The organism is Rossellomorea sp. ABR4_004 (genome assembly GCF_056159585.1).
Genome location: NZ_JBSWVM010000001.1, coordinates 1,968,329 through 1,985,080, shown reverse-complemented (window position 1 = coordinate 1,985,080; position 16,752 = coordinate 1,968,329). Strand labels below are relative to the sequence as shown.

The following is a 16,752-nucleotide window of genomic DNA, read 5'->3' as shown; positions in this document are numbered from 1 at the left end:
GGAACATCCATGAAAAAGCGCGTTTATGTCGTACCTCATTCCCACTGGGATCGTGAATGGTATTTTACAATAGAAGATTCGAATGTATTACTTGCAGAAAACCTGGACCATCTCTTAGATGTTCTTGAAACAGATCAAGACTATACGGGCTATGTATTCGATGCCCAGGCAAGCATTGTGGAGGAGTATTTGAAGGTCCGTCCTGAAAACAGGGACCGCTTGAAGCAGCTTGTGGAAATGAAGCAGCTGTTTATCGGACCTTGGTATACGCAGACCGATTCCCTGCTTGTGAATAAAGAATCCATCATCCGTAACCTGTTATACGGAACCAAGATTTCGAAGAGTTTCGGTCACAGTATGAATTGTGGTTACCTGCCTGATATTTTTGGACAGAATCAGTATCTTCCTTCAATCTTCAAAGGATTCGATATCGATAACAGCGTCCTTCAGCGAGGAATTTACACCGATCAATTGAAAGGTGATTTGAATTTCAAGTGGAAATCTCCTGACGGTGAAACCGTGCATGCCAACAACATTTATTTCGGATATGGACCGGGGAAATTCCTTGAAGCTACAGAGGAGTATAAGGAAGAACGACTGTTTCCGATTCTGGAGAAGCTGGCTGATATGAATCAGAATAGTGACCATCTCCTTCTCCCGGCAGGCGGGGATCAGGTGCTTGTGCGTGAGCATTTCCCTGAGACCATTAAGCAGCTGAATGAAAGCTCAGAGGACTATGAGTTTGTCCTTTCCGACTATGAGACCTTTATGAAGGATGCATGGGAGAACGAGGCGGATTTTACAAATGTGATTGAAGGCGAATTGACGGCGACCCAGAAGTCCCGTATTCATAACACAATCCGTTCCCAGCGCTATGATATTAAGAAAGCAAATTATGAAGTCGAACATAAGATTTTGAATGTATTGGAGCCATTGGCGGTCATCGGTCAATCCTTGGGCCTTCGTTATCCCCAGGCATGGCTGGACGGAATGTGGAAGGAACTCTTCGATGTCCATGCCCACGACAGTATCGGCGGGTGTAACTCCGATGATACCAATCGTGATATCGTTCAACGGCTTGAAAAGGTGAACCGTATTGCAGATGGGCTCCTGAATATCTTGAAGAAACAAATGACTGAAGCGATCAGCAAGAAGCTCGGTAATGACTCCGTTTTTGTATTCTTCAACACGAATGCGTCTGAATTTTCCGGAACGGTGGAGGCTGTCCTGTTTACAAAGTCTGATCAATTCAACGTGAAGGACCTTAATGGAGAGCTTGTTGATATGGAAGCCGTTGACCAGGAATATATAAGCGGCGGTAAGAAAATTGTCGTGACAGCTGAAGGCGAAAAGCAGGTAGAGGTACCGGGTTATTACCGCACCGTCGTAATGGCAGATTTGAAAGATGTTGCCGGGTTAGGGTACGAGACATATATGGTTGAAGAGCTCAGCGAAGGTATGAAAAGGCTTGAAGACAGCGAAAGTCGGACGATTGAAAATGAACATGTGAAAGTTGAATTTGTGGAAGGTAATCTGACCCTGACTGAGAAAGGTAAGGGCAAAGTGATTACCAATCTGCTTCGATTTGAAAATGTCGGTGATGCAGGAGATTCCTATGATTTCTCACCTTTGGAAGATGATCAGCCTCTTTGGTTAGAAAATGGAGAGCTGCTTTCTGTAGAAGCAGGTGAGCTTTCACAGAAAATCATGGTGAAGCATGAGGCCCTTGTACCAGGGAATCTGGAGGACCGCCAGGCGGAAATCAACAGCGAACCATTGGTGGTCATCTCGACTCTTGAGCTTCGAAAAAATGAAAAGTTCGTCCGGGTTCAGCATACAATCGAGAATGCTGTTGAGGATCACCGTGTACGCGTTCTATTGAATACAGGGACAAACAAACCTCAGACTTCCTTTGCCGATCAGGGCTTTGGGCTGATTGAGCGAAGTGTGGACAATCCGTATATGAAGGATTGGAAAGAGAATGGTTTTGCGGAAGCACCGGTACCGATTTATTCCCTTGAAAACTTTGCAGGGGTATCGACTGATTCCCATACTTTTGCGGCCGTAACAAGAGGGATCAAGGAATATGAAGTGCTTGAAAACTCAGGTGAACTCGCCCTTACTCTATTTAGAAGCGTCGGGTTGTTAGGGAAAGATGATCTCATGTGGCGTCCGGGAAGAGCATCGGGCATTAACAATAAAGTCGTTTATACCCCTGATGCGCAGATGAAGCAGAAGATGGTGTTTGAGTACGGGATTTATGTAGGGGATGCAGAGCCTGTGGAGATGTTCGGGCTGACGGATCATTATGTTGCTCGACATGCTTCTTATCAGAAACAAAGCTTGAATACGTTTGAAGAGCGGTTGGAGCGTTTTGAGATTCCTTATCCGGTTAAGGAGATGGATGACAAGGTTTCATTGTTGGAAATGGACAATATTTCTGTTGTGATGAGCAGCTCCAAGCGTGCCTATGATGACAAGTCGATTGTTGTTCGCTTGTTCAACCCGACTGAATCCGTTCAGACCGTGAAAGTAGACCATGAATTCAGCAACGTTTCCATCACGAATCTGGCGGAGGAATTCCATAAAGAGGCGGGTACGGCGATCACTGTCAATCCGAAGAGCCACCTCACATTAAAACTATCTTAAGAAGGTGAAATCATGACAAAGCAAGAATTAGTAAGAAATGTGGAAGAGAGATTAAAGACGATTTACGGGGAAGATTTCAAAGAGGAGTTCCTGACTTCTTTTACAGGGCTAGTGGATAAATGGAGTCGTCATTCCTGGGAAAGCGCAGCACCTGTGTCTGAAGAAAACGTTTATCTGATCACGTATGGTGACAGCATTTACGAAGAGGGCAAGCCCACACTTGCTTCTCTTCGCACCTTCTTAAATGAAAAGGTGAAGGGTTCGATTACGGACGTTCACTTGCTGCCGATGTTTCCTTATACATCCGATGATGGTTTCTCAGTCGTGGACTACCGTCAAGTGGACCCGAAACTCGGGGATTGGACGAACATTGAAGAACTGGCTCAGGATTATCGCTTGATGTTTGATTTTGTTGCCAATCATATTTCGAAATCCAGTGCGTGGTTTCAAGGTTATATCAATGGTGAAGAGAGATACAAGGAATATTTTGTTCCAAAGGATCCTTCTTTTGATCCAAGTGTAGTCGTTCGTCCCCGCACATCGCCTTTGTATCATGAATACGAAGGACGTGACGGCGTGAAAACGGCTTGGACGACCTTTAGTGAAGACCAGGTTGATTTGAACTTCCGCCATTTTCCGGTATTAAAGGAAACGACGGATATTTTACTTGAGTATGCAAGCAAGGGCGGAACAAGCATCCGATTGGATGCCATCGGGTTCATTTGGAAGGAATCAGGCACAACCTCCATCCATCTGCCCCAGGCACATGAAATCATCAAGCTGTGGAGAGAGGTCATGGACTTCTTTAAGCCGAATACCCAGATCATTACGGAAACGAATGTACCGCATAAAGAAAACATCAGCTATTTCGGTGATGGGACCGATGAAGCCAATATGGTCTATCAATTCTCCCTGCCTCCATTGGTGCTGTTTTCACTGACGACTCACAATGGTGAAAAGCTGACGGAATGGGCGAAAACGATTGATACCGTTTCGGATACTGCGACCTATTTCAACTTTCTGGCGAGTCATGATGGAATCGGGATGCGTCCGACTGAAGGGATCCTGACAGAGAACGAGAAACACCTGCTTGTGAATAAAGTGAAAGAAAACGGCGGTCGTGTTTCGTATAAAGCCAATAGTGATGGCAGCCAGTCTGTTTATGAGTTGAACATCAACTATTCAGCAGCGTTGGTCAACCAAGGTGAGGATACGACAGAAGAACTGGAAGTGAAGAAGATGTTGGCCGCACATTCCATCTTGTTATCGTTTGTGGGAGTTCCGGCCATTTACTATCATTCCTTACTGGGCTCTCATAACGATGAAGCGGGTGTAGAGTCGTCAGGCATCAACCGCAGGATCAATCGTGAGAAGCTGGAGCTGGGAAGCATCCTTGAGGAATTAGAAACGGATTCTCGTCGCAAAGGAATCTTTGAAGGCTTACAGGAAATGATTTCGATCCGACAGAAGGAATCTGCTTTTTCTCCTTATGCAGGGCAGGAAGTACTTGAACTGGGTGCCAATCTATTCGGACTGAAGCGTTTCAATCAAGAAACAGGAGAGAGCATCACGTTTATTGTCAATCTGGATGTTGCTTCAGTAGCTGTAACACCTCCCCACCCGGGCTTCGATTTACAGAGCGGGAAAGAAGTAAGTGGAGAAGTTGAATTAACCCCTTATGAATTCATGTGGGTAAAACAATAGATCAATACAGGTGCCAGTCGCTTTCTTAGGCTTCTGGCACCTTTTCATAGGAGCGTGTGTGAAATGAATTTTTTAATAGCTTCTGATTCCTATAAGGATTCATTATCAGCTTTTGAAGTGGGGGAAGCGGCTCGGAAGGGGATCCTTTCTGTTATGCCATCAGCTCGTGTTGAGAACTCCCCCATGGCAGATGGTGGAGAGGGGACCTTGGATGCCCTGCTCACATGTCTGGATGGAGAAGAGAAGGAAGTCCCGGTACATGATCCGTTAATGAACACTGTTCTTGCGCGTTATGTTGTTCTTAATGGAGATACAGCGTTTATTGAAAGTGCAAGCAGCAGTGGACTTCCCCTAGTACCGTTTGAGAAGCGGGACCCAATGAAGTCGAATACGTATGGTTTGGGTGAACAGATCAAGGATGCCATCATGAACGGATATCGCAACATTGTCATTTCCCTTGGCGGGAGTGCTACGAACGACGGGGGAGTCGGGATGCTCCAGGCATTGGGGTGGACATTTTATGATGAGGATGGAGTAGAGCTTGGAGTGGAAGGAAATCCATTGCTTAGGGCGGCTTCGTTTTCTGATCATGAGCGGTTACCCGGACTGGTGCAATGCTCGTTCACGATTGCGAGCGATGTCACCAACCCTTTCTATGGAGAGAAAGGTGCTGCCCATATTTTTGGAAGGCAGAAGGGTGCCACTTCTGAAGGGATAATAGAACTGGATGCCGGTTTGATGAGGCTCGCTTCCTTATTTAGTGAAGTGTATGGGATCGACGTACAAGGTGTACCTGGCTCTGGAGCTGCCGGAGGACTTGGTGGAGGTATTGTAGCGGCTTTAAACGGCGTTCTTCAATCCGGAGTGGATACGATTATTGAGCTTACCAAGTTAGAGGAGAAAGTGATGAATGCTGATATCGTCTTCACTGGTGAAGGAAGCTTGGATCAGCAATCACTGATGGGGAAAGTGCCCGTTGGGGTTGCAAAGCTTTCGAAGAAGCACGGTAAGAAAGTCATCGGGATCGCGGGTCGGATCGATACGGATTTGGCAGAGGTAAATCAGCATCTGGATGCTGTTTTCTCGATTCAGACAGAGTGCCGGTCTTTGGAGGAAGCGTTAAGGAGTGAAGTGACGAGTGAGCAGATCCGGGTGACGGTGGAGCAGATTGTACGGATATTAAGATAATGGAAGGGCGAGGGAACTAGAACCTCGCCCTATTTTTATATAGGAAAAGAGAATTCCAGCATCGAGTTTACATTTCTATAAGCAAAAAGTATCATAAGGTAGATAATCGTCTCAAACATTAAGAAGGTGAAAATATGAATGAGAGACAAAACGAAATCTTGCGTATGCTTATAGATCAATCCAATCATTACATACTAGTAAGGAACATTACCGATCAAGTACAGTGCTCTGAAAAGACGGTGCGAAACGATTTGAAAGCGATCCAACATTATTTAGAAGGTATTTCTTCTGCTGAACTAATTCGAAAACCTGGACTGGGTGTCTGTTTGGAACTGAATGAAGAGGATGAAAAAAAGCTGTATGGTCTCCTTCACTCCACTGATGCGACATTGAGTTACCAGGAGGATGAAAGAAGGGTCATTCAAATAGCCTATCATCTACTGATGGATACTACCCCGGTCACATCCCAGGAATTTATGAGCCGCTTTTACGTGAGTAAGGCCATTATAAAAAGAGATATAGAAAAAATTGAAACATGGTTAAAGCGCTTTGATATTACGTTAGGTACCAGGCAAAAGGTGGGCTTGACCTTAGAAGGCACAGAAAAGAATAAGCGCTCAGCACTGTCCCGTTTATCGGAAATGGTCAATCATCCAGCACTTATTCATGATTTCATGAAGGATCAATTTACATCTGCAGAATTCAAGGTTGTAAATACGGAGCTGAAAGAAGTGCAGCGGAAATATGCGCTGCGTTTTACCGACGAAAGCTTTGAACGGATTGTCCTTCATACTCTTCTTATGATCAAGAGGGCCAAACTGGGACAAGTCATTTCTATATCAGAGGAAGAGCGTCTTTTTCTACTAAAGAAAACCGAGTATCGTTGGGCTGTTGATTTCTCAGAGAAGCTTGAACCTTTCTTCTCCATTCGTTTTCCAGATAAAGAAAAGGCATACCTGACCCTTCATTTCCTTGGAGGGAAATATCGATCTCAGAAGGACACCTTAAACCAAAGCTCTCAAGATGACAATCCTGTTCTCTTAAAGGTGATGAGTATGCTAGTGGATCGGGTATCCCAATCTACGAACATCGATTTTAAGAAAGACCGGGAATTGTGGGAAGGATTAAACGTTCATTTGCTTTCTACACTTAATCGTTTGGAACATGGACTGCCTGTCTCGAATGTCATGTTACATGAAATCAAGAAAATGTATCCTTATATGTTTGATCAAATGATGCTTTCGTTAGGGGATATTAATCAATCATTAGCCCTTAATATTCCCGAAGAAGAAGCGGCTTATTTAACCTTACACTTTCAATCTTCACTCGAGAGAATCAAAAATCAACATCTATCCACAACAAAAGTTGTACTCGTTTGTCATATGGGTATCGGTATGTCTCAATTATTGCGTACGAAAATTGAACGGAAATTCTACTCTGTGCACGTTTTAGGAAGTATTGCTAAGTCTGAATTACAGGATTTCCTTTGTAAGCAAGAAGTGGACCTGGTGATCAGCACCATTTCCTTGCCGGAAATCAAAGTTCCTCACATCGTCGTTTCACCTTTATTGGAAAATAGTGATGAAGAACGTCTCGAGCAGTGGCTAAAGCAGACTAAACGCTCTCTAAAACAATCCCTTGAGGAATCTATCTTATTAAAATATACCAATCCATTTGTGGTGTTTCTTCAACAAGATGAAACGAGCAAATATGAGATCATAAAGAAGCTCGCTGCCTCTCTCTACTCAAAAGGCTACGTGGAGAAGGAATATATCGAAAGCACTATGATAAGGGAGAGAATGTCAGCTACCGCCATCGGTGCAGGGATAGCCATCCCTCATGGACACCCTGACTTGATCAAGCAATCAGCGATTGGTATTGCGACCTTAAAGGAACCTATTGAATGGGGAGTAGAAAAAGTATCATTAGTCTTTCTATTGGCAGTGAATAATGAAGAGCAGAAAGAAGTGAAACACCTATTTAGCGAAATTTCATCTTTAAGTGAAGATCCCAGGAAGGTTCAATCTTTGATTGTGCAGCAGGATATCATGAACTTTCTTTCTGTGTTCAAGAATGAAAGAAGTAAAGCGAATTGGCTTTACTTCTTATTTTTTGCTTTTTACCGGAGCTCCGGTAAAAGAATGGTCTTTTTGTTTCAGCTTTTCATTGTATAGTGATTGTAAGCGATTACGAAAAAGGAGAATGAGAGATGAAACTACTAGCCATTACATCTTGTCCCAATGGTATTGCCCATACTTATATGGCTGCTGAAAATCTGGAAAAAGCAGCAAAACAGTTGGGGATCCAGTTAAAAGTAGAGACCCAGGGTTCCATCGGGGTAGAAAATGAGTTCACTGAAAAAGATATACAAGAAGCTGACGGTATTATCATTGCTGCTGATAAAACCGTAAACAAAGAGCGGTTCAATGGAAAGAAGGTATTAGTAGCAGGAGTGCAGGATGGCATTCGTAAACCGGAGCAGTTGCTTAAGAAAGTAATGAGTGGCGATGTTCCTGTCTATCACTCTACTTCCGGAGAAAAGAAACAGGCGGAGAAGAAAGAAAACCCAATCTACCGCCACTTAATGAATGGCGTATCGTATATGATCCCGTTCATTGTGATTGGTGGATTATTGATTGCCGTTGCCTTGACGATGGGTGGTGTGAAAACGCCGGGTGGCCTTGTCATACCAGAAGATTCATTCTGGAAAAGTATTGAAGCGATCGGCGGAGCATCATTCACGTTCATGGTCCCTATCCTGGCAGGGTTCATCGCGTATAGTATTGCAGACAGGCCAGGACTTGCACCGGGTATCGTCGGTGGATACATTGCAGCGAATGGAAGTTTCTATGGAAGTGAAGCCGGTGCAGGGTTCATCGGTGGTATCATAGCTGGTTTCCTGGCGGGGTACGTTGCCCTTTATATTAAAAAGATTAAAGTTCCTAAAGCCATTCAACCAATCATGCCGATTATCATTATACCGGTGTTGGCATCCTTAATTGTCGGATTGGCATTTGTATTTATAATTGGTGCACCAGTCGCTCAAACATTTGAAGTACTAACAGGCTGGCTGGCAGGTATGCAAGGGACAAGTTCTATCTTACTTGCCCTCATACTGGGCGCCATGATCTCCTTCGATATGGGAGGTCCGGTGAACAAAGTTGCCTTCCTCTTCGGTTCTGCCATGATTGCAGAAGGAAACTATGAAATTATGGGACCGATAGCCGTTGCCATCTGTATTCCGCCAATCGGAATGGGACTGGCCACTTTCATTGGCAAAAAGAAATTCCAGGCATCTGAAAGAGAAACAGGAAAAGCAGCATTTACAATGGGCTTGTTCGGTATTACAGAAGGAGCAATCCCATTTGCGGCACAGGATCCACTCCGTGTCATTCCTAGTATCATGGTCGGTTCCATGACAGGATCCGTCATCGCGATGCTTGGTCATGTAGGAGACCGGGTGGCTCATGGAGGTCCGATTGTTGCCGTTCTTGGTGCTGTGGATAACATATTGATGTTCTTTGTTGCTGTTATTGCTGGTGCGGTTGTCACCGCATTAGTGGTAAATCTATTAAAGAAGGATGTTGATACTGCTGGTCAAGGGGAAGTGAGTGAGGATGAGGCGGCTATCTCTCAAGAAATACCTGAAGAGTTGACTCAAAAAGAAATAGTGGAAATAAACAAATTAACGGATATAACTAATTTAGATCTGATAGATGTAGAATTGAAAGGTTCTACAAGGGATGATGTTATTGATGAAATGATTGATAAGTTAGATAAAGAGGGCATTATCGCTTCACCCACCGATTTTAAGCAAGCTATCCTAGACCGAGAAGAAGAGAGTACGACAGGGATTGGAATGAATATTGCTATCCCTCATGGAAAGTCTGATTCGGTTAGAAAACCAAGTGTTGTTTTTGGAATCAAGAAAGAGGGCGTAGATTGGAAGAGCCTGGATGGTTCAGATGCCAAGTTGATCTTCATGATTGCCGTTCCGAAAAATAGTGAAGGTAACGAACATCTGAAAATCTTACAATTACTTTCTCGCCAGCTCATGGACCAGGATTATCGAAATCGATTGTTGAATGCTGGCACAGAAGAAGAAGCTTATAAATTACTAGACATGATTGAATAGAAGGATTTTCTCCATATTAAAAGAATCAGCGTATTGAATTTATGAAACTCAACTTTATTGTTAAAGTTGAGTTTCTTTTTTGAAATGTTTTAATTGGATGGAAGAGAGAAAGGAAAGCATTACGATACTACAATTCACATAAAAATAGATTTTATCATGTGGAGGACTACTCACATAAAGAGGGATTGCCTGGAATGTTTCCTCGATTTTATCAGAAAGACAACCTTTCTATACGTTGGAAATTCGATTATAGTAATTGTAAGAGTTTTCGGAATGAAGTCATGAGTAGGGAGGAGTAATATATAATGATAGGAGCAATTGAAGCAGGAGGAACCAAGTTTGTCTGTGGGGTAGGTGACAAGGATGGAAATATATATGAACGTGTAACAATTCCAACCACCACTCCTGATGAAACGTTGAAGCATGTCCATTCCTTTTTTCAGAATAAGAAGATTAGCGCATTAGGTGTAGGTTCTTTCGGGCCGGTTGATCTTGATCGTTCAAGCTCTACATACGGTTATATAACAAGCACTCCAAAAAAGAAATGGAATCATGTGAACCTGATTGGAGAGCTTAAGAAACACTTTTCTGTTCCAATTGGATTTGATACAGATGTGAATGCTGCAGCACTTGGGGAAAGCCAATGGGGAGCTGCTAAAGGCCTAGATAGCTGTATTTATATTACAGTTGGAACGGGAATTGGTGTTGGTGCACTGGCCGAAGGGAAACTCATACACGGGTTGACTCATCCTGAAATGGGTCATATCCTCATTCGAAGACATCCTGAGGATCATTATGAAGGAAACTGTCCGTACCATGGTGATTGCCTGGAAGGACTTGCCGCTGGTCCCGCCATTGAAAAAAGGTGGGGGAAGAAAGCTTATGATTTAAGCGATGAGAGATTGGCTTGGAATATGGAGGCATACTACCTCGCCCAAGCTATTGCCCAGTATATACTGATCTTATCTCCGAAACGAGTCATTCTAGGAGGAGGAGTCATGAAGCAGGAACAATTGTTTCCACTAATTCATCATCACGTCAGAACGATCCTAGGTGAATACATTCAGCATGAACAAATCCTTGATAGAATAGATGAATATATTGTTCCTCCAGGTTTAGGGGATAACGCTGGATTGGCAGGAGCAATCGGTTTGGTTTCCAAACTCTAAGACAATATAAAAGAATAAAATCAGGAAGGTCGATCTCTTTGATAGTATAGAGATCGATCTTATTTGTGGTGGGTATTTTCCCAATTTTTATCGAAGATTTTTATTGTATAATCAGGTTAACAGGAGCAGGAGAAAAATTTACCGAAATATTTTTCAGAATATTGACTTATTTAAAAATATTAAATATAATGAACTCATAATTATGAAACCGGTTCGACTAAATGGTTATAATAATTGATTTATTCACACGGTTTCAGTCATAAATCCTGTTGAAACAGAATATTTTTTTTTATTACTAATGAAACCGGTTCGATTGAAAAGGAGACTTGTATGACAACGATAGGTGATGTTGCAAGAGAAGCAGGTGTTTCAAAAAGCACCGTTTCCAATGTATTTAGTAAAAAACGCCCGATAAGTGTAGAGGTTACCAATCGGGTATTAGAGGTTGCAAATCGATTAAATTATGTTCCCAACCATATGGCACGTAGCTTAGCTACGAAAAAGACGATGATCATCGGTCTTAAAATGCCTACTTACACAGAGTATGAACTGAGTAGCTTTGAAACCAAAATCATTAATAGTGTCGTCAAAAAGTGTTCAGAAAACGGCTACCGTGTTCTATTAGACAGAATAGTGGAAGAAGACGAAATGAACTTTGTTTCCAATGATCCTGTTGATGGCGTCATCCTCTTGAATCCATTGGATGAAGACCAGAGAATTCTGAAGTATAAAGCTTCTAAAACACCTTTTGTCATTATTGGAAGACCTAATGATCGAAATGGTGATACGAAATATGTAGATAATAACAACACAGAAATGGTGAAGGAGGTAGGGGAGTATTTAATTGGACTAGGCCACAAGGAAATCTTATTCTTAAATGCCTCCTTACATATGACGGTTGCTGAGGATCGGCAATCAGGATTAAGACAGGCCTATGATAATTATTCTCTCCCATTTAATGAAGAGGATGTCATTTATTTTGATCCTTCACATTATAAAGATGGTTCGCAATATGGCTATTTAAGTTTACTAGAAAACTATCAGAAGAAAAATTATACCGCTATTATTGCTGATACTGATCGTGTAGCTCTGGGTGTCATAAGAGCAGCAAGAGAGCTGGAAATAGATATTCCAAACGATGTCTCCTTAGTTGCTTTAAGTAATAATGAGACACTTGCCCATGAGATCACTCCTAGATTAACCAGTATGGAGTTACAGCCAGAAAAATTGGGGGAAGAAGCAGCCAATATTTTAATGAGTACACTCAATCATGAGTTATCACCAAAATATAAGATGGTTCCAGCTAAGCTTGTAAAAAGAGATTCTTGCAAGGGAAACAGGGAAGGACTTATTCAGACACTTGAAGGGGGGAGATAGGGAGAACGGGTTGGAGAAGGGGTTTGTTTCATAATCGTCAAAATGTAAGCGTTTTAAAACGGTTGATAGGACAAGGGGGAAAACAATGAAAAGAGTATTGTTATGTGTAGTTGCCATTTTACTAGTGCTAGCTGGATGTCAATCAACAACCGGGAGTTCTACAGAAGAGAAAATGACCGTCAATCCGCCTGATCGCGATTTAGTTGCTGAGGGGCTACCTGCGTTTAATCAGAAGGTAGCAGATCTACCAAAGACTGATTTGGAAATTTGGTTGGCCGCTGATTATGCAAACACAGCACCGATCACTGACGCCATTGAAGAATTTAAAGAAGTGTACCCTAATATCTCGGTTAAAACAGTTGGGATTGAATGGGGAGACATGAGTAATAAGGTGAAGTTGGCCGTTTCAAGTGGTGCTGTTCCAGATATGGCCCATGCTCATGCGTTTGCGATGGGTGCTCAGGGTCTGGCTGAACCACTTGATGATTTATGGGAAGAATGGGGAGCAGAGGATCAAATCGTTCCAGGGGGAATTCAGGATACCGAATGGAAAGGTGTTAAGTATGGGGTACCAATTGATGTAAACACAACTATCTATCTGTATAATAAGAAAATTTTTAAAGAGAACGGGATTACAGAACCACCCAAAACGTTAGACGAATTAGTGGAAGTTTCAAAGAAATTAACCAAAAAAGATGGTTCTCAATATGGAATCGTTACGAGTGCCAGTGGTTGGAGTTTCTTTGGAAATGTTATAGCAGCAGGTACAAACAACCTGAAATTTAATGGGGACGAAGTTACAGCGAACCTGAACGATCCTAAGATCGTGGAAACGATGGAGAAGTACACTGGGTTGGCTACAGAGGATAAATCATCTCCGGTTCCTCCGCCTCAACAGCGTCAAACGGACCACCCGGTTGCTATGTTTGGAACAGGAAGAGCGATTTCCTTTATTTCAGGACCATGGGATATCGCGAGAATCAAGAATGAATTCCCTGATGCGTATAACGATTTAGCAACAGCTCCTTTACCAGGAGACGAAAAAGGATCCGTTCTAGGTGGGGGAAGCCTGTTTGTTCCTAAGGGATCAAAAAATAAAGTCGCATCATTTGAACTGATGAAATGGTTTATTTCTGATAAATACGGTATTCGTTTAGCGAAAGAAGAAGGTCGTCATCCGGTGAAAACTCACTTGTATGAAGATGAGTTTTATAATGATCCTTTATTAAAGCCATATGTTGAAACACTACAATATGCACAACCCTACAAGCTTGAAGCATTCCCGGAAGCCAACGATGCTTGGGGCAAGGCCTTGCGTGCTGTGTTTGACGGTGCTGATTCACAAGAGGTATTGGATGATGCGCAGAAGATCGCAGAAAGAGAGATTGAAAATTCGAATTAAATTAGACATTACAGGGTGAGTAGGAAAAGGTATGTGTGGACATACCTTTTCCTTATAAGGGAGTGAAAAGGATGAAAACAGAGACTGTTCATGAATACAATTCGGTCATTAAACCGAAAAAGGAAATGCATAAGCTTAAAGACCATATTGGCTCTTATTTATTTGTTTTACCTGCCTTGACATTTTTAACTTTGTTTTCGATAGTGCCCATCATCTACTTGGTCTGGTTAAGCTTTCATGAGTATAGATTGCCTAATCCCGCCATATTTAATGGGTTAGAAAATTATATCCGTATGTTTCAGGATGCGTTATTTATCAAAAGTATAGGGAACACCTTGATCTATACTGCAGGCTCAATGGCAATCGGATTAAGCGGTGCTATTGCAGTAGCCGTTCTGTTGAACCGAAAGCTAAAGGGGATCCGCTTTTTTAAAGTGTTTTATTTTTTACCTACAATTACCTCAGAAGTTATTACTGCCATGATCTTCTTATGGGTATTCGATAATAATCTTGGAATATTAAATTACATATTAAAAGTTTCAGGTGTAGAGTCTCCTCCTGCCTGGCTGTTACAACCTACAACGGCCATGATTATTCTGATCCTCATTGGTGCATGGAGAGGGACGGCCTACAATATCCCTATATTCCTTGCAGCCCTTCAAGCGGTTCCTCAATCCTTATATGAAGCAGCCCGCATTGATGGAGCAAACTCCTGGAAGCAATTTGTTCATATTACTCTGCCATCCATCATGCATATCTTAGTCTACTGTATGGTCATGTCAGTCATCGGATCCTTCCAGGTTGTGGCAGTGGTAGACATCCTGACAAATGGTGGACCGATGGATAGTACGATGGTTGTCATTAAACATATTTGGCAGCAATCCTTTGAGTTTAACTATGTCGGATATGGTGCAGCCCTATCATTTGTATTATTCCCATTCTTATTAGGTGTTACATGGCTTCAATTAAGACTATCATCCGGAAAGGATAAAAAATGATGAAAAAGTCGAAAATGATTCGAAATATCCTATTGTACGTTATGCTCTCGATTGTCTTAATGATCTTTCTAGGTCCTTATATATGGATGTTTATGACCTCGGTAAAAACGCAGGGTGAGGTGATGGCCTGGCCGCCTAAGATCATCCCTACCGAGTTCTATTGGGAGAATTTCCTGAGAATTTGGCAGGAAACCAATTTGCCTAGAGCCTTTTTTAACAGTTTTGTTGTTGCTGTACTAGCCACAGCAATCAATGTATTTCTATCATCCTTAGCTGCATTTGCTTTTGCACGGCTTCGCTTCCCGGGTAGGGATAGACTGTTTATGCTAGTGCTGGCGACGATGATGATTCCGACAGGATTAATGGTGGTTCCATTGTTCTTCATGATGAAAAATGTCCCGTTTGCGGGTCCTGATGGGTTGCTGGATTCATATGCCGGACTCATCCTCCCTTTTGCGGTGACAGGGTTTGCCATATTTCTTATGAGACAGAATTTCCTTGCCATTCCACGGGAATTGGATGAGCAAGCTACGATTGATGGATGTTCAAAATTTCAAATTTATTGGAAAATCATCCTTCCGTTAAATAAACCTGCGATTGCTTTGGTCACCATTTTCAGCTTTCTCAGTCATTGGAATGAGTATTTATGGCCGTTAACAATTGCCAGATCCCAGGAAATGTATACGATCCAAATTGCCTTGAAAGCATTCCAGGGTCAATACAACATCGATTGGCCGTTAATTATGGCAGGAGCGACAACGGCTGCACTTCCGATGATCGTTTTATACTTTATTCTTCAGCCGTTATTTGAACAAGGTTTAGGCGGACTTGGCTCGGGGGGGAAAGAAACGTGAGAAGTGACAAACAGTTGACATTGACTGAAACCATTGATCATTCCCGTCAAGGAGAGTATCTGACCTTGCCTTTTTCAATCGATGACGATATGGAGGAAATTAAGATTGAGTTGGATTATACAGACAAAGAATCAAATGTCATCGATCTGGGAGTGGAAGATCCCAATGGCTTCAGAGGTTGGAGCGGTGGAGCAAGAAAGGAAATTTTCCTACGAGAGGATCGTGCCACTCCAGGCTATAACTTAGGGGCGTTACCTGAAGGCGATTGGGGAGTTATCTTAAACGCCTACAAGGTTGCAAAGGTTTGTACTGTAACAGTCAAGATTACATGTATCCGAAGTGAAAACAGATGGTATAAGGGAGATTTGCATCTCCATACCAATCATAGTGATGGTGCTTATACCGTTTCAGAGGTGGTTGAAAACATCCGATTGGCTGGTTTAGAATTTCTTGCCTTAACTGATCATAATACATTCAGTCAGAATATTCAGTATCCAATAGTTGAAGACATCGCGATTATTCCCGGGGTGGAACTGACGACGAACAAAGGTCATGCCAATTTCTATGGTGTGCAACAGCCTTTTCATGATTTCCGTTGCCAATCAAAAGAGGATGTACAGGATAAAATGGATGAGGGAATGAGCAACGGTTCCTTTTACTCCATTAATCATCCCCACTGCCAGTATTGCCCTTGGGAATGGGGGTTGGAACATTTTGATGTAAGGATGGTAGAAATCTGGAATGGTCCCTGGAGTGAGGCCAATCAACAAACGTTGGACTGGTGGGATAGTGAGCTGAAGCAAGGAAAAAAGGTGGTCGCAATTGGGGGAAGTGATACGCACCGGGAGCATGAGAGAATAAAGTATGGAGTTCCTACCACTTGGTTACATGCCTTGCGTCACTCTCCTGATAAGTTAACAGCGGCCATGAAGTCAGGAAGGGCATGTATTGCCAGGACGCCGGACTCCCCGTGGGTTGAAATCAAAACGATGAACACTTGCCCGGAAGGAAGTGGCCGAGGAGAGAACAATCTACAAGCCATTCCGTTAGAGGTCGAGTTTAAAGACAAAGTAAAAGGCATCATGAAAGTGATTACCGATCAAGGCACCATCATCAATGAGCCGATCGAATCAAAGAAAGTCTTCTATTTTGACCGTATTCCCAGTGACAGCAGGTATGTTCGTGTTGAGGTTTGGGATCTGCACATAGAAGAGCCGATTGTGATTAGTAACCCGATTTATTTTCACTAGTTTCCAAAGTGACCAGATTAGAAGGG

Annotated in this window: 11 protein-coding genes; all 11 read left to right on the top strand. The window is 42.7% G+C overall.

Features of this window, described 5'->3' with window-relative positions:
• The first annotated feature begins 9 nt into the window (after positions 1-9).
• The 11 genes from ACXAF2_RS10130 (at position 10) to ACXAF2_RS10080 (ending at position 16,726) form a co-directional block, all read left to right on the top strand.
• A complete protein-coding gene (locus ACXAF2_RS10130; RefSeq protein ID WP_475138443.1) occupies positions 10-2,649 on the top strand; it encodes a glycoside hydrolase family 38 N-terminal domain-containing protein in 2,640 nt (879 codons plus the stop codon).
• Between the two features lie 12 nt (positions 2,650-2,661).
• On the top strand, positions 2,662-4,353 hold the full coding sequence (locus tag ACXAF2_RS10125; protein WP_475138441.1) for a sugar phosphorylase: 1,692 nt from the start codon (positions 2,662-2,664) through the stop codon (positions 4,351-4,353).
• 63 nt (positions 4,354-4,416) lie between these two features.
• Positions 4,417-5,541: a glycerate kinase family protein gene (locus ACXAF2_RS10120; RefSeq protein ID WP_475138440.1), complete on the top strand. Its 1,125-nt coding sequence runs from the start codon at positions 4,417-4,419 to the stop codon at positions 5,539-5,541.
• A gap of 134 nt (positions 5,542-5,675) precedes the next feature.
• A complete protein-coding gene (locus ACXAF2_RS10115; protein ID WP_475138438.1) occupies positions 5,676-7,715 on the top strand; it encodes a BglG family transcription antiterminator in 2,040 nt (679 codons plus the stop codon).
• Between the two features lie 35 nt (positions 7,716-7,750).
• Entirely contained in the window at positions 7,751-9,676 is a 1,926-nt protein-coding gene (locus tag ACXAF2_RS10110; RefSeq protein ID WP_475138436.1) for a fructose-specific PTS transporter subunit EIIC, read from the top strand.
• A 302-nt stretch (positions 9,677-9,978) separates the two neighbouring features.
• Positions 9,979-10,845, top strand: coding sequence for an ROK family protein (locus tag ACXAF2_RS10105; RefSeq protein WP_475139169.1), 867 nt, complete (start codon positions 9,979-9,981; stop codon positions 10,843-10,845).
• A gap of 330 nt (positions 10,846-11,175) precedes the next feature.
• The gene (locus tag ACXAF2_RS10100) at positions 11,176-12,222 is read left to right on the top strand and encodes a LacI family DNA-binding transcriptional regulator (RefSeq protein WP_475138435.1); all 1,047 of its coding nucleotides are present in this window, start codon (positions 11,176-11,178) and stop codon (positions 12,220-12,222) included.
• An 85-nt stretch (positions 12,223-12,307) separates the two neighbouring features.
• Positions 12,308-13,624 carry an extracellular solute-binding protein gene (locus ACXAF2_RS10095; protein WP_475138433.1) on the top strand — a complete coding sequence of 439 codons (1,317 nt, stop codon included), beginning with the start codon at positions 12,308-12,310 and terminating at the stop codon, positions 13,622-13,624.
• Between the two features lie 71 nt (positions 13,625-13,695).
• Positions 13,696-14,622: a carbohydrate ABC transporter permease gene (locus ACXAF2_RS10090; RefSeq protein WP_475138432.1), complete on the top strand. Its 927-nt coding sequence runs from the start codon at positions 13,696-13,698 to the stop codon at positions 14,620-14,622.
• Positions 14,622-15,476, top strand: coding sequence for a carbohydrate ABC transporter permease (locus ACXAF2_RS10085; RefSeq protein ID WP_475138430.1), 855 nt, complete (start codon positions 14,622-14,624; stop codon positions 15,474-15,476). Before ACXAF2_RS10090 ends, ACXAF2_RS10085 begins: the two co-directional genes overlap by 1 nt.
• On the top strand, positions 15,473-16,726 hold the full coding sequence (locus ACXAF2_RS10080; RefSeq protein ID WP_475138429.1) for a CehA/McbA family metallohydrolase: 1,254 nt from the start codon (positions 15,473-15,475) through the stop codon (positions 16,724-16,726). The genes ACXAF2_RS10085 and ACXAF2_RS10080 overlap by 4 nt, the downstream gene beginning before the upstream one ends.
• The last annotated feature ends 26 nt before the right edge of the window (positions 16,727-16,752 follow it).